Source organism: Mesorhizobium sp. M1423, from assembly GCF_040317575.1.
Classification (GTDB): domain Bacteria; phylum Pseudomonadota; class Alphaproteobacteria; order Rhizobiales; family Rhizobiaceae; genus Mesorhizobium.
Genome location: NZ_JAMYKU010000022.1, coordinates 92,946 through 112,177, shown reverse-complemented (window position 1 = coordinate 112,177; position 19,232 = coordinate 92,946). Strand labels below are relative to the sequence as shown.

Below are 19,232 nucleotides of genomic sequence, written 5' to 3'. Positions count from 1 at the left end.
CAAGACGTCAAATCCCCGCAAACAAGCGAACAACCGCCGCAACCCCGCCGCCGCAAGCTTTTGCTCATGACTGCGCAACAGGTCCACAGGGGGAGAAGGGAAGATCGCGTTCGTTCACCCCTTGGCCGCCTCTTCGATCTTGGCGACGTCGATCTTGGTCATCTGCATCATCGCCTGCATCACGCGGCCGGCCTTTTCCCTGTCGGGGTCCAACAGCAGTTTGGGCAGCTGCTCGGGAACGACCTGCCAGGAGAGGCCGAATTTGTCCTTCAGCCAGCTGCACTGGCTGGGCTCGCCACCGCCCGCGATGAGCCTGTCCCAGAAATAGTCGACCTCTTCCTGCGTCTTGCAGTCGATGGAGAGCGAGACCGCCTCGGTGAACTTGAATTGCGGGCCGCCGTTGAGGGCCTGGAACGGAACGCCGTCGAGCTCGAATGAGACCATCAGCACCTTGCCCTCACGATCGCCGCTGCCCTTGGGCCAGCGCATCACGCTCAGCACCTTCGAATTCTTGAAGATGGAAACGTAGTGGTTCATGGCCTCCTCGGCCTGGTCGTCGAACCACAGGCAGGTGGTGATCTTTTGCATTCTCTTGCTCCTCGGGCTGGTTTGTTTGCTTTCGAAACGGCCGGCTGGTGATTGATGCCCCGCTCCTGCCGTCTGCCCAAGGACGCTCGAGCAAAACACGATCCGACAGCACCTCTGACTTTTTTGCGGTCTGGACCGGCTGCGTCTTTGGCTGGCCGTTCGTTCCGCTACCTGGCGCAGCGCAAAATTGTGGCCAGACCAGAGCGTGGCGTCTATAAGGCCTGCGGCTCAATTCCGGTTTTCCGCACCTTTGGGTGCGACGCAGACAGCAAGGACAGTTCAATGCCCGCCTACCGTTCCCGCACCACCACCCATGGCCGCAACATGGCCGGCGCCCGCGGCCTGTGGCGCGCCACCGGGATGAAGGATTCGGATTTCGGCAAGCCGATCATCGCCGTGGTCAATTCCTTCACCCAGTTCGTGCCGGGCCACGTCCATCTCAAGGACCTCGGCCAGCTGGTTGCCCGCGAGATCGAGAAGGCCGGCGGCGTCGCCAAAGAATTCAACACCATCGCCGTCGACGACGGCATCGCCATGGGCCATGACGGCATGCTGTATTCGCTGCCGTCGCGCGAATTGATCGCCGATTCCGTCGAATACATGGTCAACGCGCATTGCGCAGACGCCATGGTCTGCATCTCGAATTGCGACAAGATCACGCCGGGCATGCTGATGGCGTCGCTGCGCCTCAACATCCCGACTGTCTTCGTCTCCGGCGGACCGATGGAGGCCGGCAAGGTGGTGCTCGCCGGCAAGAGCCAGGCGCTCGACCTGGTCGACGCCATGGTCGCCGCCGCCGACGACAATATCTCCGACGAGGACGTCAAGATCATCGAGCGCTCGGCCTGCCCGACCTGCGGCTCGTGCTCGGGCATGTTCACCGCCAATTCGATGAACTGCCTGACCGAGGCGCTCGGCCTCTCGCTACCCGGCAACGGCTCGACGTTGGCGACGCACGCCGACCGCAAGCGCCTGTTCGTCGAGGCCGGCCATCTGATCGTGGATCTCGCCCAGCGCTATTACGAGCAGGACGACGACACCGCGCTGCCGCGCAGCATCGCCTCGAAGGGCGCCTTCGAGAACGCCATGACGCTCGACATCGCCATGGGCGGTTCGACCAACACCGTGCTGCACATCCTTGCCGCAGCACATGAGGGCGAGGTCGACTTCACCATGGAGGACATCGACCGGCTGTCGCGGCGGGTACCGGTGCTTTGCAAGGTGGCTCCGGCCAAGGCCGACGTCCACATGGAGGATGTCCACCGCGCCGGCGGCATCATGGCGATCCTCGGCCAGCTGGATAGCGCCGGGCTGATCAACCGCGACCTGCCGACGGTGCACACCGCGAGCCTCGGCGAAGCGCTCGACCACTGGGATATCTCGCGCACCACCAGCCAGAATGTCCGCGATTTCTTCCTGGCGGCACCCGGCGGCGTGCCGACGCAAGTCGCGTTCAGCCAGGACCGCCGCTGGGATGATCTCGATCTCGACCGCGAGAAAGGTGTCATCCGCTCGGCCGAACATCCTTTCTCAAGGGATGGCGGCCTCGCCGTGCTGAAAGGCAATCTCGCATTCGACGGCTGCATCGTGAAGACCGCCGGCGTCGATGAATCGATCCTGAAATTCACCGGTCCGGCAAGAGTGTTCGAAAGCCAGGACGCCAGCGTCAAGGCGATCCTGTCGAACGAGGTCAAGGCCGGCGATGTCGTCGTCATCCGCTATGAAGGGCCACGCGGCGGCCCCGGCATGCAGGAAATGCTCTATCCGACCAGCTATCTCAAATCGAAGGGTCTCGGCAAAGCCTGCGCACTGATCACCGACGGCCGGTTTTCCGGCGGCACCTCCGGCCTGTCGATCGGCCACGTCTCGCCGGAAGCGGCGGAAGGCGGGCTTATCGGGCTGGTCATGGAAGGCGACACGATCGAGATCGATATCCCCAACCGCACCATCCGGCTGGCCGTCGACGACGCGGAACTCATCGCCCGTCGCGCGGCGATGGAGGCCAAGGGAACGGCTGCCTGGAAGCCCGAGGAAAAGCGCAAGCGCAAGGTGACGACGGCCTTGCGCGCCTATGCGGCGATGGCGACAAGTGCTGCCAAGGGGGCGGTGCGGTACGTGCCGGAATAGGCATCATTCTTCAACGAGGTGGCGATAGATGGATTTCGACCTTGTGGTGCGCGGCGGGACGCTGCCCGACGGCAGGATTGCCGATATCGGCATCGTCGGCGAGACGATCGCGGCGATCGAGCCTGAGCTCAACGTCAGCGCCGGCACGGCAATCGATGCCCGTGGCAATCTGGTCTCCCCGCCTTTCGTCGATCCGCATTTCCATATGGACGCCACGCTTTCGCTCGGCATTCCCCGCATCAATGTCTCGGGCACGTTGCTCGAAGGCATTTCGCTGTGGGGCGAGCTGAAGCCGCTTCTGACCCACGAGGCGGTGCGCGACCGTGCGCTTGCCTATTGCGACTGGGCGGTGTCGATGGGCCTGCTCGCCATCCGCACCCATGTCGATGTCTGCGACGATCGCCTGCTGGCGGTGGAAGCGCTGCTCGACGTGAAGAAGACGGTTGCGCCGTATATCGACCTGCAATTGGTCGCCTTCCCGCAGGACGGGTTTTACCGCTCGCCGACGGCGCGCGACAACACCACCCGCGCGCTCGACATGGGCGTCGATGTCGTCGGCGGCATCCCGCATTTCGAGCGCACCATGGCCGACGGCAAACGCTCCGTCACCGAGCTCTGCGAGATCGCGGCCGAGCGCGGCCTGATGGTCGACCTGCATTGCGACGAGACCGACGATCCGCTGTCGCGCCACGTCGAGCAGCTTGCCTATGAGACGCAGCGGCTTGGATTGCAGGGCAGAGTGGCCGGCTCGCACCTCACCTCGATGCATTCGATGGATAATTACTACGTCTCGAAGCTGCTGCCGCTGATTGCCGAGGCCGGCGTTTCGGCGATCCCCAATCCGCTGATCAACATCATGCTGCAGGGCCGCCACGACACCTTTCCCAAGCGCCGCGGCCTGACGCGGGTCAAGGAAATGCTGGCGCACGGGATCCGCGTCGGCTGGGGCCAGGATTGCGTGCTCGACCCCTGGTATTCGCTGGGCACCGCAGACATGCTCGACGTCGCCTTCATGGGCCTGCATGTCGCGCAGATGTCGAGCCCAGCCGAGATGGCGCGCTGTTTCGACATGGTCACCAACGTCAATGCCGCCATCATGGGTCTCGACCACCTTGGCCTGGCCGTCGGCAAGCGCGCCAGCCTGGTCGTTCTCGATGCCGGCAACCCGCTCGAGGCGCTGCGCCTGCGCCCCGAGCGGCTCTGCGTCATTGCCAAAGGCAAGGTGGTGGCCGAGCGGAGCCGGCAGGACACGCGGCTTTCGATCGCCGGAAGGCCGGGCACCGTGAATCGGCGCCACGCTTAGACCAGCCGATTTCCGGCGCTGGTCTTACCGAATTCTCGATTTTCGCCTCGTCACGGCCGCAGCTAGCGACTACGACGCGGGTCACCGTAGCCACGGCGAGGAACCGGTAACGGAATGGCGCAGCCCGCAGCCCAGAACTCGACGATCAGGAACGTGCTGCTGGCCGGCATCCTGCTGATGCTCGCCGGCGATTTCCTGTTTGCCTTGAACGACGCGATGGGCAAGTGGCTGGTCGCCAGTTTTTCCGTCGGCCAGGTCGTGCTGATCCGCTCGATCGGCGCCTTTTTCATACTCGGGCCGATGATTGCACATCAGGGTGCGGCCAAGCTGTTTCGCATGGAGCGGCCGGAGCTGCAGCTGCTGCGCGTGGTGATGACGACGCTCGACACGGCGCTGTTCTACGCGGCGGTCGTCTATCTGCCGCTCGCCGACGTGATGAGCTTCTACATGGCCGGGCCGATCTATGTGGCGGCGCTGTCGCACTTCTTGCTTGGCGAAAGGGTCGGCTGGCGCCGCTGGGCGGCTATCCTGGTCGGTTTCTGCGGCGTGCTGATCATGCTGAAGCCGTCTTCGGCCGCGTTCTCGCTGTCGTCGATGTTCGCGCTCGCCGGCAGCATTTCCTTTGCCTTCGCCATCATCCTCAACCGGCGACTGCGCGGCACCAGCGACACCTCGCTGGTCACCTGGCAAACCATCGGCACGCTGCTGGTCGGCGCTGCGTTGACCATCGGCAGTTGGAAGACGCCGTCCTCGCTCGATTTCGGCGCCATGCTGCTTCTCGGCATTGTCTCCTGCGGCGCGCATCTGATGATCACCAGGGCATTGAAGCTTGCGCCTGCCTCGACCTTGGCGCCGCTGCATTACAGCCTGCTGTTGTGGGCAGTGGTCTTCGGCCTGGCCTTCTTCGGCGATGTGCCTGGGCCACGCATCCTGGTCGGCTCGGCCGTTGTCGTGCTGGCCGGCCTGTTCATCTTCCACCGCCAGAAGGTGGTCGACACGGTGCCGCCCGAAAACGTGCCGAAGGGTGTGAATTAACCCCGGCGCACCGCCGCGAGATGCCGGGAAAATTCCGGCGTCTCCATCAGTGCCTTGCAGCGCGCGAAGCGGCCGTCGGCGTAGGCGCGGAAATCGTCGACCGGATTGCCGTTGGCAAGCTGGATCAAGCCCCACAGCGTCCACAACAGGTCGCACATCGCCTTGTAGATGACGATGCGACCGCGCTCCGCCGGTGTCGGCTCACCGCCGAAATAGGCCAGCGTCATCTCCTCCTCCTGCGCGGCGTCGAATTGCCCTTCGACGCTGAGGTCGCCGAGGTCCCAGAGCGGATCGTTCATCCCGGAATATTCCCAATCGACGATCCACATCCTGTCGCCGGTATCGAGAAAGTTTTCGCATAGCGGGTCGCAGTGGCAGGCGACGATCGGCAGAGGATGAGCCGCAAGTGCCGAGCGCACGGTTTCCGCTTCGCGGACCACATCGTGGTAGCCGGCAGGCAGGGCGACGTCCTTGGTCGACAGCACTTTCAGATAATCGTCGATCATCGCAAACAGCTCGAAGCGGAAGGGGAACACCGCGCCGGATGTGTGCAGTTTGCGAAAGGCCTTGCCGGCGCGTGCCGGGCTGCCCGGTCGGGTCTTGAATTTTTCCGGCGACATCGTCTCGGCGCCGGCGATGAAGCGGGTCACCAGCACGCCGGTCTCGGCATCGACATGCAGCACTTCCGGGCTGACGCCGGCCTTCGCCGCTTCCCGCGCCGCCACTGCCTCGTTGGCGCGGTTGATGTATTCCTCGGTACCCTTGCCGGGGATACGCAGGCAGAAATCCTTACCCCTGAAGACGAGGTTGGTCAGGCCGCCGAGCCGTTCCAGCGGGCCGTCATAACCGGCCAGCATCGGAATGGCCGCAAGTGCCGCGCGTGCCTGGTCGTCCGCCATGGCTTTCGCTCCTTTTCCAGTCTTTATTGTCGCGACGACGGTTCCACAGTTTTCGCCGTTTGGCTATGATCGGGTCGCAGATCGATACCAGGCGACGGAAAGCGATGACGGACAGCAAACAGCAGAGCGCGCTCGCCGCAGCCTATGCGGCGAAGCGACCGGAAGACGTCGCGGCGCTCTACGACAGCTGGGCCGGCACCTATGACGCCGACATGTCGGCGGCCGGCTATCGCCATCCGACCATCTGCCTTGCCTTGCTGGCCCGCCATCTGCCGCGCGGCGCCGCTCCTCTCCTCGATGCTGGCGCAGGCACCGGGCTCATCGGCGAATGGCTTGCCATCACCGGTTATCCGCAGGTCGAGGCGCTCGACATTTCGGAAGGCATGCTGGCGCAAGCCGCGCGCAAAGGCGTCTATTCGGCCCTTCATTGCCTGGCGCTTGGCGCGCCGCTGCCTTTCGTGGACGATGCCTATGCCGGGATCATCTCAGCCGGCGTCTTCACGTCCGGCCATGTCGGGGCCGAGGGTCTGGACGAGCTGATCCGCATCTGCCGGCCGGGCGGGGTGATCGTGCTGACGGTGAAGAACACGCTGTGGGATGCGGGTTTTGCCGCGCGGATCGCCGAGCTCGAGGCGCAAAGCACCGTCACCCGCGCCGAGGAGACGCCGCCCTATGTCTCGATGCCGGGCGAGGCCGACACCGTGCCCAGCCGGGGGCTGGTGCTCATCGTGAACTGAGGCTGAAACCGGAAGGCTCTACGCCTTCACCTTTGCTCCCGCCGGATCGTAAAGCGGCTCGAGGTGGATCTTAGCCGGCGTCCGTTCCATCGCCACCACCAGCTCGTAATCGCCGGAGGTGAGGAAATCATCGCCGACGCCATCGGCATTGCGCACATAGCCGTAGCCGATGTTCTTGCCGACGGTGTAGCCATAGCCGCCGCTGGTGAGATAACCGACGGCCTCGCCATTGCGCAGGATGGTCTCACGCCCGAGCAGCACGATATCCGGATCATCGACTGTGAAGCCGGCAAAACGTTTCCTGAGCGCCGCGCCGTCGAGCTTTTCAAGCGCCCGCCGGCCGAGGAAATCGGTGTTCTTCCTGAGCTTCACCGCCCAGCCGAGGCCGGCCTCCTGCGGCGTGTCGTTGGGCGTGATATCGGCGCCCCAGGCGCGGTAACCTTTTTCCAGCCGCAGCGATTCCAGCGCCCGATAGCCGACCGGGCGAATGTCGTGGACAGCGCCCGCCGTCATCAGCGCGTCGAAAACCTCGCCCGTCGCCGCGATCGGCGCATGCAGCTCCCAGCCGAGCTCGCCGACATAGGTGACGCGCAGTGCCCGAATGACGTGGCCGGCAATGGCGATCTCGCGAACATGGCCGAACGGAAAGGCGGCGTTCGAGACGTCGGCATCGGTCACCGCTGACAGTACGTCGCGGGCGCGCGGCCCCATCAGCGACAATGTGCCGAACTCCTCGGTGACGTCGGTCAGCGTCACGTCGAACTCGCTGCCGATATGATCGGCAATCCAGGAGAAATCATGCGTGCGGAAACCGGTGCCGGTGACGATGTAGAATTTCTCCTCATCGAGCCTCGCCACGGTCAAATCGGCCTCGATGCCGCCGCGCGTGTTGAGGAGCTGCGTGTAGGTCAGCCGGCCGACCGGCTTGGCAACGTCGTTGGCGCAGATCCAGTCCAGCGCCTTCAGCGCGTCGGCGCCGGTCATTTCGTATTTGGCGAAAGACGACTGGTCGAAAATGCCGATCTTTTCGCGCACGTGGCGGTGCTCGTCGCCGACGGGTGAAAACCAGTTCTGCCGGCCCATCGAATAGACGTCCTTCGGCTCGATGCCTTCCGGCGCGAACCAGTTCGGCCGCTCCCAGCCGAGTTTCGAGCCGAACACGGCGCGATGTTTTTGCAGCCGCTCGTATAAAGGCGAGACGATGCACGGCCGGCCGCTGACATATTCCTCATGCGGGAAGCCGATCGTGTAGTGCTTGCCATAGGCTTCCAGCGTGCGGTCGCCGACCCATTGCCGGTCGCAGTGCAGGTCGGAGAAGCGGCGGATGTCGACCACCCACAGATCGAGCGGCGCCTCGCCATCGACGACCCATTGCGCCAGCACCCAGCCTGCGCCGCCGCCGGACGCGATGCCGAAGGCATTGAAGCCGGCGCCGACGAACATATTGGGGCATTCCGGCGCCACGCCGAGGATGAAATTGCCGTCCGGCGTAAAGCTCTCCGGACCGTTGATCATCTGCTTGACGCCGACATTGGCGAGCGCCGGGACACGCTCGATCGCTTGGCTCATATGCTGCTCGAAATGATCGTAATCATCGTCGAACAGCCGGAACTCCCAATCGTCCGGCACATCGCCGCCCGGCAGACCGGTCGTCCAGGCCTGCGGGTTCGGCTCGTAGCCGCCCATCACCAGCCCGCCGACCTCCTCCTTGAAATAGGTGCGGCGATCGGGGTCGCGAATCGTCGGCGCATCGGTCGCCAAGCCGTCGATCCTCTCGGTGATGATGTACTGGTGCTTCACCGGCTGCAGCGGCACGTTGATGCCGGCGAGCGCACCCACCTGCCGCGCCCATTGCCCGGCGCAGTTCACCACCTTGTCGCAGGCGATATCGCCCTTGCTGGTCTTTACCGCGGTGATGCGGCCGTCTCTCATTTCGAAGCCGGTGACCCGCACCTCCTCGAACAATTTTGCGCCGTGCATGCGCGCGCCCTTGGCCAGCGACTGGGTGATGTCGGAAGGGCTTGCCTGACCGTCGCTGGGCAGCCAAGAAGCGCCGACGAGGTCGCCGGTTTCCAGCAGCGGCCACATTTCCTTGACCTCGGTCGGCGACAGCAGATGCATGTCCATGCCGAAGCTCTTTGCCGTCGTTGCCAGCCGCTTATACTCGGTCCAGCGGTCGGCATTGGTGGCAAGCCGCAGGCAGCCGGTCATCTTCCAGCCGGTGGCAAGGCCGGCTTCGGCTTGCAGCCCTTTGTAGAGATCGACCGAATATTTGAGCACCCGCGTGATCGACGCCGACGAGCGCAGCTGGCCGACCAGCCCGGCAGCATGCCAGGTCGAGCCCGAGGTCAGCTTGCCCTGTTCGAGCAGCACGATTTCGGCCTTGTGGTCGCGCGCCAGATGATAGGCCGTCGAACAGCCGATGATGCCACCGCCGATGACGACGATGCCGGCGTGGGCGGGCAAGGTCATGGCCGCATCCCGTATTTTGTCCTGTAGTTTTCCAGGGCGGCTTCGAGCCGCGCCAGGTTTTCGTCGGCGTAGGCGGCGTAGTCGACGCCGGGCGCATCGAGGTAGAGCTCGGAAACCATGCCCCACATCGCCTCGCGCAGCAGCGACGCGCATTGCATGGCGGCGTGCGAGCGCCGTATCGCTTCGTCCGGCTCCTTCATGAAGTAGGCGGTCAGGAAGGCGAAGGATTCCTCGTCGCTCATGCCGGCATTGGAAGCCGCGCCGGCAAGGTCGAACATCGCGGTGTTGAAGCCGGCATATTCGAAATCGATGAGCCATAGCCTGTGACCGTCATCGATTATGTTAGCCGGCAGAAGATCGTTGTGGCCGAAGACGATCGGCAGCAGTTTTTGCGCGCGCTCGAGCTCGTCCGCCAGCGTCAGCAGGCGTGGCAATTCGCCCAGCTTGCGGCTGCCGCCTTCCTCCAGCGTGCGCGCATAGTCGCGAATGACGTGGAATACCCAGAACATGAAGCCGGCGCCGGAGACATGACCGGGCATCTCCCGGTGGAAACCGCGCAGCAACGCGGCGACGCGGCCGAGATCGGCGCGCACGTCTTGCGCGACATAGGCCTTGGCGCCGAGATACTCCGTCACCATGACGCCGGGTCCGGTGTAGCGGACGGCCGGAGCGAAGCCTGCCGCGTGTGCTGCCCGCGCGGTCATCATCTCGCGCTCGCGAAAGACATGGTGGAACGGATAGTCCTGCCCGATGCGCACGACGTGCCGCCCGGCCGCGTCCTTGACCAGGTAATTGGCATTGCTCAACCCGCCCGGCAGCGGCGCAATGTCGATGCTGCCGGTCCAGCAAGGCAGCGCGCGGATGCGGTCTTCGACAGTCACGATCTCGTCCAACATTGGGTCAATTTTCCACGCATGTCATGGCTGGCCAGCGATGACAATCGGACGGAGGAATGGAGGCAACGCGAAGATCTCGTCGGTGCAGATCTCGGGATCGGTATCCCGCACCGCACCGACGAGCCCCTTTGTGCCGGGTTCTTCGACGCCGGCATCCGCCCCCGCGGATCCTAATTTTCGGTTCCCTCGCACCCGAGGATTTCCCAGGCGTTCAGGCAAGCAATTTTTCGTGCGGCTCAGCCGTCGGCCTCCGTTCCGAGCCTGTCACAGCGATAATGTCGCGCCAGGCTGGAGACGTTGTCAACGCGAAATTGTGGTGTTTTCTGCTTTTTTGCCCGAATTTTGCGAAATATCTTGGAGTAAGTGGCATTTATGCCGTAGAAACGGTCAATGGTGCAACAATTCGACCGGTTGGAACCGATGGGCCACTCGAAGCGGCATGGCGAAATCCTGCGCCTCCTCAAGGAGGAAGGCACCGTCACCATTGCCAGCCTGGCTGACCGGCTGGGCGTCTCGCTGGAGACGGTACGCCGCGATGTCAAGCCACTGACCAGCGATGGTTCCATCCTCAAGATGCATGGCGCCGTCGGCCTGCCGTCGATTGCCGGCGAAGCGCCGTTCGAGCGGCGCATGCGTGAGAACGCCGATGCCAAGCGGGCAATTGCCCGCATGGTCGCTGCCACCATCCGCGACGGCGAGTCGATCATGCTCGACACCGGCACGACCACGAGCTTCCTGGCCCGCGAGCTGCTCGGCCACCGGCGGCTGACGGTCGTCACCAATTCCTCCGACATCGCCCGCACGCTGGCCACCGTCAACGGCAACAAGGTCTATATGGCCGGCGGCGAGCTGCGCAGCGATTCCGGTGCTGCTTTCGGCGTCTCAGCCATCGAATTCGTCAGCCGCTTCTCCGTCAGCCACGCGGTGATTTCGACCGGCGCGGTCGATGCCATCACGGGTGTCATGGACTATGACCTCGAAGAGGCTGAGTTCGCCCGCATGGTGCTGTCGCGCGGCCAGCGTTCGCTTGTCGTCACCGACCACAGCAAATTCGGCCGGCAGGGTCTGGTTCAGGTCTGCGGCTTCGACGGCTTTTCCGAACTCGCGACCGACCGTCCGCCGCCGCATGACATCGCCGCCGCCCTTGCCCAGGCCGGCGCGCGGCTCAGCATTGCGGATGGCGGAAGCGAGGACTGATCTCTATCGGGAGAACGGCACCAGCACCCACTTCCCAGCGCCGCCTCTGCCGTGTTTAGTCCGGCCATGGCTTTCACCATCCGCCAATTGCAGTTCTTCATCGCCGTCGCCGAGCAAGGCACGGTGTCGGGCGCCGCCCAGAATCTGTCGATCTCGCAATCCTCGGTCACCGAGGCGATCAAGGAGCTGGAGCACGATCTCGGCGTCGAGCTGTTCGAGCGCCACCCGCGCGGGCTGAACATCACCCACAAGGGCCACCAGTTCCTGCGCCATGCGAGGAAGATCCTTGCCGACGTTTCCGATGCGCGCCGCGCCTTCTTCGGCGAACAGATCGCGGCAAGCGGGCGGCTGCAACTTGGCGTCACCTCGCTGGTCGCCGGCTATGTGCTGTCCGATCTTCTTGCCCGCTACCGCCGCGCCTATCCGGGTGTCGAGGTCTCGGCGATCGAGGACAATGGCGACTATCTCGAGCACCTGTTGATCGGCGGCAAGCTCGACATTGCGGTCATGGTCACCTCGAACCTGCGCGACCGCACCGCGCTGCAGTCCGAAATCCTCGAAGTCTCGGCCTACCGGCTGTGGCTGCCGCTCGGCCATCCGTTGGCCGGTGCCGACATCATCGGCATCGGCGATATCGCCTCGGAACCGCTGATCATGCTGACCGTCGACGAGATCGAGGAGAATACCGGAAAGCTGCTGACGGCGATCGGCGCCAAACCGCACGTCGCATTCCGCACCCGCTCGGTCGAAGCGGTGCGCAGTCTCGTCGCCACCGGCGCCGGCGTGGCGCTGCTGCCGGACCTCGTCTACCGGCCATGGTCGCTGGAAGGCGACCGCATCGAATCGCGCGATATTTCGGGATCGTTGCCGGTCGTCCAGGTCGGCATGGTCTGGCGGCGCGGCTCCGGCCTGCCGCAGGCGGCGCGCGACTTCATCGGACTTGCCCAGTCGCAGCGCATGGTGCGCCAACGGCCCGAGAAGATCGGCCGGTGATGTATCGGAAAAACCGATATCGGCTTTCTGATAAATGAATTTGCGAAACCGGAAATTTCGCAGCACTTTTGAGCCAGGGAACAAAGCTGCCGCAGGAGCACGGCCCCTTAGAGCCGCGCATCCAACGTTTGAACGGGCGCATGACCTTTTCCGAAAACCGAAACCGGTTTCGAGGTCATGCAAAATGGGAGATCGACGATGAATTCATTGCTGAAATCATGCACTGCCTTGACGGTCGCGCTGACCTTCTCCGGCCAGGCCATCGCCCAGGTCAAGGAGCTGGGCAAGGGTGAAGGCGAGGTCAATATCGTCGCCTGGCCGGGCTATATCGAGCGCGGCGAAACCGACAAGGGCTATGATTGGGTCACCTCGTTCGAGAAGGAAACCGGCTGCAAGGTCAACGTCAAGACCGCCAACACCTCCGACGAGATGGTTTCGTTGATGAACGAAGGCGGTTTCGACCTTGTCACTGCCTCGGGCGACGCCTCGCTGCGCCTGGTTGCGGGCAAGCGCGTCCAGCCGATCAACACCGACCTCATCCCGAGCTGGAAGACGGTCGACGACCGGCTGAAGGATGCGCCCTGGTTCACCGTCGGCGGTGTCCATTACGGCGTGCCGTACCAATGGGGGCCGAATGTGCTGATGTACAACACCGAAGTGTTCAAGGAGGCGCCGAAGAGCTGGAACATCGTGTTCGAGGAAATGAAGCTACCCGACGGCAAGTCGAACAAGGGCCGCGTCCAGGCCTATGACGGGCCGATCCACATTGCTGATGCCGCCAACTACCTGATGGCCCACAAGCCGGAGCTCGGCATCAAGGATCCGTACGAACTGACTGAGGACCAGTACAAGGCTGCGCTCGACCTGCTGCGCGTCCAGCGTACGCTGGTCGGACGCTACTGGCATGACGCTGCCATCCAGGTCGACGATTTCCAGAACGAAGGCGTCGTCGCCTCCGGTTCATGGCCCTATCAGGTCAACACGCTGATCGCGGCCAAGAAGCCGGTCGCCTCGACCATTCCCGAGGAGGGCGTCACCGGCTGGGCCGACACCACCATGATGGAGGCCGATGCGGCCCACCCGAACTGCGCCTACATGTGGATTGAGCATTCGCTGTCGCCGAAAGTGCAGGGCGACGTCTCCGCCTGGTTCGGCTCGCTGCCGGTGGTGCCCGCCGCCTGCAAGGGCAACGAACTGCTCGGCGAAGAGGGCTGCAAGACCAACGGCTACGACAATTTCGACAAGATCAAGTTCTGGAAGACGCCGGTCTCGAAATGCGCCACCCAGAACGACCAGTGCGTGCCCTATTACCGCTGGGTGTCGGACTATATCGGCGTCATCGGCGGACGGTGAGTTCGTCTCACCTACGAAGCTCGGCGCTGCCCCTCACCCTTACCCTCTCCCCGTGAAGAACGGGGGGGTCGCCAGCGTTGGAGCGCCTCCCTTCTCCCCGTCCACTACGGGAGAAGGTGCCGGCAGGCGGATGAGGGGCAGCGCTACCCTGAATTTGATGAGCCTGACAGATCAGGACAACCCATGACTTCCGCCGTCTCTTTCCAAAAAGTCTCCCGCCATTTCGGCAGCGTGCGTGCCGTCGACGCGGTCGATCTCGACATCGTGCCGGGCGAGTTCTTCGCCATGCTCGGGCCTTCCGGCTCGGGCAAGACGACGTGCCTGCGCCTCATCGCCGGGTTCGAGCAGCCGACGGCGGGCTCGATCTCGATCTTCGGCGAACGCGCCGAGGGCGTGCCGCCCTATCGCCGCAACGTCAACACCGTGTTCCAGGATTATGCGCTGTTCCCGCATCTCAACGTGCTCGACAACGTCGCCTATGGGCTGATGGTCAAGGGCGTCGGCAGACCGGAGCGGCAAAAGGCGGCGGAAGAGGCGCTGGCGCTGGTGCGGCTTCCCGGCTACGGCGCGCGTCGCCCTGGCCAGCTTTCCGGCGGCCAGCGCCAGCGCGTCGCGCTCGCCCGTGCGCTGGTCAACCAGCCCAAGGTGCTGTTGCTCGACGAGCCGCTCGGCGCGCTCGACCTCAAGCTTCGCGAGAACATGCAGGAGGAGTTGAAATCGCTGCAGAAGGCGCTCGGCATCACCTTCGTGTTCGTCACCCATGACCAGGGCGAGGCGCTGTCGATGGCCGATCGCGTCGCCGTCTTCAACGACGGCAAGATCATGCAGATCGGCACGCCGGAAGACATCTACCAGCGCCCCAAGACCCGCTTCGTCGCCGATTTCGTCGGCTCGTCCAACGTACTGCCGCCGGATTTCGTCCAGCGCTATGCCGGCCAGCATCGCTGGGGCAGCCTGCGCCCTGAATCCATTCGCATCGGCCGGGCGGCCAAGGGCGACGGCGTTGCGGCTCGCCTGGTGTCGACCAACTATCTCGGCGCGACGATAAGACTGGCGCTCGATGCCGAAGGCTTGCGGCTGCATGCCATCGTGCCGGCGGGTGCTGCCTTGCCCCGGGAAGGCGAGGCGGTGGTGCTCACCTTCAACCGCGAGCATTTGCATCTGATGGACGAGCTGGGATGAGCCTGGACGCCGCCATGCCGCGGGCCACGACCCCCGCCATCCTGCCGGGAAGCGGCGGCCTGCGCGGCGCGCTCTCCGACCTCTTCTGGCGCCGGCCCCAACTCCTGCTTCTGCTCATGCTGCTGCCGCCGGTTCTTTGGCTCGGCATCGTCTATATCGGCTCGCTGTTCGCGCTGCTTTTGCAGAGCTTCTTCTCGATCGACGAGTTCTCCGGCCTCATCAACCGCGAGTTCACGCTGAAGACTTATGGCGACCTGCTGCAGGCCGCCAATCTCGACATCATCCTGCGCACGGTGACGATGGCGGCGCTGGTGACGTTTGCGTCGGCGGTCATTGCCTTTCCCATCGCCTATTACGCGGCGCGCTATGCGCGCGGCCGTTGGAAGGCGTTGTTTTATCTCGGCGTCATGCTGCCGCTGTGGTCGAGCTACCTGGTCAAGATCTATGCCTGGAAGCTGATCCTCGCCAAGGAAGGCATCCTGACGTGGCTGCTGGCCAAATTGCATCTTCTGTGGCTGCTTGATGCCTGGCTGTCGCTGCCGATCGTCGGCGGCAACTCGCTGTCGGTATCGTCCACCGGCACCTTCATCGTCTTTGTCTATGTCTGGCTGCCGTTCATGATCCTGCCGGTGCAGGCGGCCCTCGAGCGCGTGCCGGGCAATCTGGTCGAGGCTTCTTCCGATCTCGGCGCGTCACCCGGCCAGACCTTCCGCAACGTGCTGTTCCCGCTGGCATTGCCGGGTATCGTCGCCGGTTCGATCTTCACCTTCTCGCTGACGCTCGGCGACTACATCATTCCGCAGATCATCGGCACCTCGCGGCTGTTCATCGGCCAGGCCGTCTATTCGCAGCAGGGCACCGCCGGCAACATCCCGCTCGCCGCCGCCTTCACTGTGGTGCCGATCGTCATCATGGGCTTCTATCTCTGGGGCGCCAAGCGCATGGGGGCCTTCGATGCGCTCTGACCGCGGCCAATCCGCGCCGATCGGCCTGAAGCTCGCTGCCACCGGGGGCCTGCTTTTCCTGCATTTGCCGATTCTGCTGATCTTCGTCTATGCCTTCACCACCGAGGAGAAGAGCTTCGTCTGGCCGCCGCCGGGCCTGACCACGCAATGGTTCGCCATCACCTGGAACCGCCCCGACGTCTGGCAGGCGCTGTCGCTGTCTGTACGGGTCGCGGCGATCTCGACCGCCATCGCGCTGGTCCTCGGCACGCTGTGCGCCGCCGCCGTGTCCCGCACAAAATTCTTCGGCCGCGAAACCATCTCGCTGCTGGTGATCCTGCCGATCGCGCTGCCCGGCATCATCACCGGCATCGCGCTGCGCTCGGCGTTCGCGCTGGCCGAAATCCCGTTCTCGTTCTGGACGATCGTGCTCGGCCACGCCACCTTCTGCGTGGTCGTCGTCTACAACAATGCGGTCGCCCGTTTCCGCCGCACGTCCGGCTCGATGATCGAGGCGTCGATGGACCTCGGCGCCGACGGTTTCCAGACCTTTCGGCATGTCGTGCTGCCCAACATCGCAACCGCGCTGCTGGCCGGCGGCATGCTGGCCTTTGCGCTGTCCTTCGACGAGGTCATCGTCACCACCTTCACCGCCGGCCAGCAGCAAACGGTGCCGATCTGGATGCTCGAAGAGTTGATCCGTCCGCGCCAGCGTCCGGTCACCAATGTCGTGGCGATGGTCGTGGTGCTGGTGACGCTGCTTCCCATCCTCGCTGCCTATTACCTGACCCGCGACGGCGACCAGATCGCCGGTTCGGGCAAATGATCTCGTTCATAAGGGAGAGACTTCCATGGACACGCAGATGCTGATCGGCTCGAAATTCGAAAAAGGCACCGAGACCGAGGAACCGATCCTCAACCCGAAGACCGGGGCGACCATCGTCAACCTGCCCGAGGCCAGCCCGGCGCAGATCGAGGCAGCAGTGCTTGCCGCGGAAAAAGCGTTCGTCACCTGGTCCCGCACAACACCGGCGCAGCGCGCCGGCTATCTCCTGAAGATCGCCGATCGCATCGAGGCCGCGGCAAAGGATTTCGCGACGCTCGAGGCGCTGAACTGCGGCAAGCCGATCAATGCCGTGCTCAATGACGAGATCCCGGCGATCGTCGACTGCTACCGCTTCTTTGCCGGTGCGGTCCGCTCGATGCCCGGCCAGGTCGCCGGCGAATACATTCCCGGCCACACCTCGATGGTCCGCCGCGACGCCATCGGCGTTGTCGCGTCGATTGCGCCGTGGAACTATCCGCTGATGATGATGGCCTGGAAGCTGGCGCCGGCGATTGGCGGCGGCAACACCGTCGTCTTCAAGCCGTCGGAACAGACGCCGCTGACCGCGCTGAAGCTTGCGAAAATCCTTGCCGAGATCCTGCCGGAAGGCGTCGTCAACGTCGTGCTCGGCCGCGGCGACAGTGTCGGCAACACGCTGATCAACCACCCGAAGGTCAACATGATCTCGATCACCGGCGACGTCGCCACTGGCAAGAAGGTGCTGCAGGCCGCAGCCAAATCGGTCAAGCGCACACATCTCGAGCTCGGTGGCAAGGCGCCCGTCATCGTCTTCGACGACGCCGATCTCGGTGCGGTGGTCAACGGTCTGCGCGCCTTTGGCTATTACAATGCCGGCCAGGACTGCACCGCCGCCTGCCGCATCTATGCCGGCAGGAAGATCTACGACAAGCTCGTCGCCGACCTCTCCGCTGCGGTCTCGACCATCAAGTATGATCGCCCCGACGACACCGAGAACGAAATCGGCCCGCTGATCTCGCGCCGCCAGCGTGATCGCGTCTCGAGCTTCGTCGAGCGCGCCTCGGAGCTCAAGCACATCGAGATCACCACTGGCGGCAAGCCGGGCGAAGGCTCCGGCTTTTTCTATCAGCCGACCGTCGTCGCCGGCGCGCTGCAGGAGGACGAGATCGTGCGCCGCGAAGTGTTCGGCCCGGTGGTCTCGGTCACCCGCTTTTCCGAAGTCGACGAAGCGGTGAACTGGGCCAATGACTCTGACTACGGCCTGGCGTCGTCGGTGTGGACCAAGGACGTTTCGCGGGCCATGGCGACGGCGGCCCGGTTGCAATATGGCTGCACCTGGATCAACACCCATTTCATGCTGACCAACGAGATGCCGCATGGCGGACTGAAACAATCCGGCTACGGCAAGGACATGTCGCTCTATGCGCTGGAGGATTACACAGCCGTCCGCCACGTCATGATTGCGCACGGATAGCGCCCTCGGGGAGACGGGCCTATTCTTCCGCCTCGTCCGTCCCGTCCGCCGCCGGCGCCACCAGCAGCACGGTGGCGCCGAGGAGCGCGGCGATGAAGGAGCCGGCGAGGATGCCGACCTTGACCGCGTCCTGCAGAGCGACGTCGCTGGCGAAGGCGAGCAGGCCGATGAACAGGCTCATGGTGAAGCCGATGCCGCAGAGCAGCGAAATGCCGATCATGTGCAGCCAGCCGGCATTGACCGGCAGATCGGCGAAGCCGAGCCGGATGGCAAGCGCAGAAGACCCGAACACGCCGACCAGCTTGCCGGCGACGAGGCCGGCGGCGACGCCGAGCGTCAGCGGCTCGGCCAGGGCGGCAGCGCTGAGACCGCCGAGCGAGACGCCGGCGTTGGCAAAGCCGAAAATCGGGATGACGAAAAAGGCGACGACTTTGTGCAGGCCGTGTTCGAGCCGGTGCAGCGGCGAATGGTCGAGATCGTGGCCGCTGCCCGGCGATATCTTCAATGGAATGGTGAGGGCCAGCGCGACGCCGGCAAGCGTCGCATGGACGCCCGATTTGAGCACCAAAACCCACAGAACGATGCCGAGCAAGACGTACGGCAGCAGCGTCAGCACCCGTATGCGGTTGAGCACCACCAGCAGCGCGATGACCGCGAAGGCGGCGCCGAGATAGGCGAGCGACAGGCCGCTGGTATAGAACACCGCAATGATGAGCACGGCGCCGAGATCGTCGATGATGGCGAGCGCGGTGAGGAATATCTTCAGCGAGCCCGGCACGCGGCTGCCGAGCAGCGACAGCACGCCGAGCGCAAAGGCGATATCGGTGGCGGTCGGGATCGCCCAGCCGGACAGAGCGGCTTCATTGTTGCGGTTGATGGCGACGTAGACCAGTGCCGGCACCGCCATGCCGCCGGCGGCGGCGATGCCGGGCAGCACGCGGCGCGGCCAGGTCGAGAGCTGGCCGTCGAGCATCTCGCGCTTGATCTCGAGGCCGACCAGCAGGAAGAACACCGCCATCAGGCCGTCATTGATCCAGTGCGAGACGCTGAGCGGTCCGAGATAGGCGTGGAGGGCGGAGAAATAAGCCTCGCCCAGCGGCGAATTGGCGACGATCAGGGCCAGGGCCGCCGCAGCCATCAGGATGAGGCCGCCGGCCGCCTCGCTGTCGAGGAATTCGCGCAGCATGGAGACCAGCCGCTTTTCGTCCTGCATGTCGCCTCCGTCGT

At 64.3% G+C, this 19,232-nt stretch carries 16 protein-coding genes; 11 read left to right on the top strand and 5 right to left on the bottom strand.

Features of this window, described 5'->3' with window-relative positions; translation table 11 throughout:
- Window positions 1–114: 114 nt before the first annotated feature.
- The gene (locus tag NKG95_RS24820; protein ID WP_352591632.1) at window positions 115–588 is read right to left on the bottom strand and encodes a VOC family protein; all 474 of its coding nucleotides are present in this window, start codon (window positions 586–588) and stop codon (window positions 115–117) included.
- 282 nt (window positions 589–870) lie between these two features.
- On the opposite strand from NKG95_RS24820, the gene ilvD reads away from it, so the two are divergent.
- The 3 genes from ilvD (at window position 871) to NKG95_RS24805 (ending at window position 5,053) form a co-directional block, all read left to right on the top strand.
- Entirely contained in the window at window positions 871–2,715 is a 1,845-nt protein-coding gene (gene ilvD / locus NKG95_RS24815) for a dihydroxy-acid dehydratase (protein WP_353042805.1), read from the top strand.
- A gap of 28 nt (window positions 2,716–2,743) precedes the next feature.
- Window positions 2,744–4,018: an amidohydrolase family protein gene (locus tag NKG95_RS24810; protein ID WP_353042804.1), complete on the top strand. Its 1,275-nt coding sequence runs from the start codon at window positions 2,744–2,746 to the stop codon at window positions 4,016–4,018.
- Between the two features lie 114 nt (window positions 4,019–4,132).
- Window positions 4,133–5,053 (top strand): DMT family transporter, encoded by a 921-nt coding sequence (locus tag NKG95_RS24805; RefSeq protein WP_353042803.1) that lies wholly within the window; start codon window positions 4,133–4,135, stop codon window positions 5,051–5,053.
- Here NKG95_RS24805 and NKG95_RS24800 read toward each other — a convergent pair.
- Window positions 5,050–5,952, bottom strand: a complete 903-nt coding sequence (locus NKG95_RS24800) for a phosphotransferase (protein ID WP_353042802.1) — start codon at window positions 5,950–5,952, stop codon at window positions 5,050–5,052. The two genes, NKG95_RS24805 and NKG95_RS24800, sit on opposite strands and share 4 nt — an antisense overlap.
- A 104-nt stretch (window positions 5,953–6,056) precedes the next feature.
- On the opposite strand from NKG95_RS24800, the gene NKG95_RS24795 reads away from it, so the two are divergent.
- Window positions 6,057–6,689 carry a class I SAM-dependent DNA methyltransferase gene (locus tag NKG95_RS24795; protein WP_353042801.1) on the top strand — a complete coding sequence of 211 codons (633 nt, stop codon included), beginning with the start codon at window positions 6,057–6,059 and terminating at the stop codon, window positions 6,687–6,689.
- A gap of 18 nt (window positions 6,690–6,707) precedes the next feature.
- Here the strand turns inward: NKG95_RS24795 and NKG95_RS24790 are convergent, their stop codons facing one another.
- Window positions 6,708–9,161 carry a GcvT family protein gene (locus NKG95_RS24790; RefSeq protein WP_353042800.1) on the bottom strand — a complete coding sequence of 818 codons (2,454 nt, stop codon included), beginning with the start codon at window positions 9,159–9,161 and terminating at the stop codon, window positions 6,708–6,710.
- Window positions 9,158–10,042, bottom strand: a complete 885-nt coding sequence (locus tag NKG95_RS24785; RefSeq protein WP_023717944.1) for a phosphotransferase family protein — start codon at window positions 10,040–10,042, stop codon at window positions 9,158–9,160. Before NKG95_RS24785 ends, NKG95_RS24790 begins: the two co-directional genes overlap by 4 nt.
- A 435-nt stretch (window positions 10,043–10,477) precedes the next feature.
- Between NKG95_RS24785 and NKG95_RS24780 the strand changes: the two genes are divergently transcribed.
- The 7 genes from NKG95_RS24780 to NKG95_RS24750 all read left to right on the top strand — a co-directional run bounded on the left by NKG95_RS24780 (window position 10,478) and on the right by NKG95_RS24750 (window position 18,005).
- Window positions 10,478–11,254: a DeoR/GlpR family DNA-binding transcription regulator gene (locus NKG95_RS24780; protein WP_352548939.1), complete on the top strand. Its 777-nt coding sequence runs from the start codon at window positions 10,478–10,480 to the stop codon at window positions 11,252–11,254.
- A 66-nt stretch (window positions 11,255–11,320) separates the two neighbouring features.
- Window positions 11,321–12,247, top strand: coding sequence for a LysR family transcriptional regulator (locus NKG95_RS24775; RefSeq protein ID WP_023717947.1), 927 nt, complete (start codon window positions 11,321–11,323; stop codon window positions 12,245–12,247).
- Window positions 12,248–12,445: 198 nt separating this feature from the next.
- A complete protein-coding gene (locus NKG95_RS24770) occupies window positions 12,446–13,600 on the top strand; it encodes an ABC transporter substrate-binding protein (RefSeq protein ID WP_023717948.1) in 1,155 nt (384 codons plus the stop codon).
- Window positions 13,601–13,783: 183 nt separating this feature from the next.
- A complete protein-coding gene (locus tag NKG95_RS24765; RefSeq protein ID WP_352495758.1) occupies window positions 13,784–14,782 on the top strand; it encodes an ABC transporter ATP-binding protein in 999 nt (332 codons plus the stop codon).
- A 14-nt stretch (window positions 14,783–14,796) separates the two neighbouring features.
- Window positions 14,797–15,747 (top strand): ABC transporter permease, encoded by a 951-nt coding sequence (locus NKG95_RS24760; protein ID WP_023717950.1) that lies wholly within the window; start codon window positions 14,797–14,799, stop codon window positions 15,745–15,747.
- Complete coding sequence (locus NKG95_RS24755; protein ID WP_023717951.1) at window positions 15,737–16,552, top strand: ABC transporter permease; 816 nt, start codon at window positions 15,737–15,739, stop codon at window positions 16,550–16,552. Before NKG95_RS24760 ends, NKG95_RS24755 begins: the two co-directional genes overlap by 11 nt.
- A 25-nt stretch (window positions 16,553–16,577) precedes the next feature.
- Entirely contained in the window at window positions 16,578–18,005 is a 1,428-nt protein-coding gene (locus NKG95_RS24750; RefSeq protein ID WP_353042799.1) for a gamma-aminobutyraldehyde dehydrogenase, read from the top strand.
- Between the two features lie 19 nt (window positions 18,006–18,024).
- Here NKG95_RS24750 and nhaA read toward each other — a convergent pair whose 3' ends face one another.
- Window positions 18,025–19,218: a Na+/H+ antiporter NhaA gene (gene nhaA, locus NKG95_RS24745; protein WP_353042798.1), complete on the bottom strand. Its 1,194-nt coding sequence runs from the start codon at window positions 19,216–19,218 to the stop codon at window positions 18,025–18,027.
- Between the last annotated feature and the right edge of the window lie 14 nt (window positions 19,219–19,232).